Source organism: Bradyrhizobium sp. Kon69, assembly GCF_055807515.1.
Map to the genome: position 1 here is coordinate 1 of NZ_JBVVOS010000089.1, position 726 is coordinate 726.

General features: G+C 60.7%; 1 pseudogene. It reads left to right on the plus strand.

Features of this window, described 5'->3' with window-relative positions:
* Positions 1 to 720, plus strand: a pseudogene (locus AC0L3U_RS38310) (transposase); the annotation flags it as partial.
* Between the last annotated feature and the right edge of the window lie 6 nt (positions 721 to 726).

A 726-nucleotide genomic window follows, 5' to 3' on the forward strand; every position in this document is an offset into this window, starting at 1 on the left:
TATCTGCGGCGCCAGGACAGCCATGCCGCAATCGCGGCTCTTGTCAGCGACGGTGTGCCGCTCAAGGAGATCGTCCGCCGCACAGGACATAGTCGCAATCTGGTTCGCCAAATTAGTCGCGGCGGCGGTACGGATATCTTCCGCACCCGTCAAAGCACCCTGGATGGGCACTTGCCATTCCTGGACGCGCAGTGGTCAGGCGGCTGTCGTAACGGTGCCGAACTCTGGCGCCGCTTGAGAGGGCAAGGCTTTAAGGGATCGCTGCGCGTGGTGGCGGAATGGGCCACGCGACGGCGACGCGCCTAGACCATCAGCCGTCAACAATTGCAGAGGGTCCCCGCCGCCCGGACGATAGCGCAGTTGATGACGATGAAGCGGGACCACCTAACCAAGGCCGAGACCGTCACGGTTGCCGCTATTGAACAAAGCGTCCCTATGCTGGCCGATGCCAACACTCTCGTTGGCCGCTTCCACGCGATGATCCGAAAGAAGGCCGAGATCGAGCTCGAACCTTGGATAGATGAATCCAAGCGGAGCCTCATTGGCTCGTTCGCGAATGGCATCGCCAACGACAAGGGCGCGGTGCACGCGGCTATCACGCAACCGTGGTCCAATGGCCAAGTGGAAGCTCAGATCACCAAGCTCAAGCTGGTCAAGCGGCAGATGTACGGGCGCGCTAAGCTCGATCTCCTTCAGGCTAGGCTGATTGGCGCGCCATAAAAACAA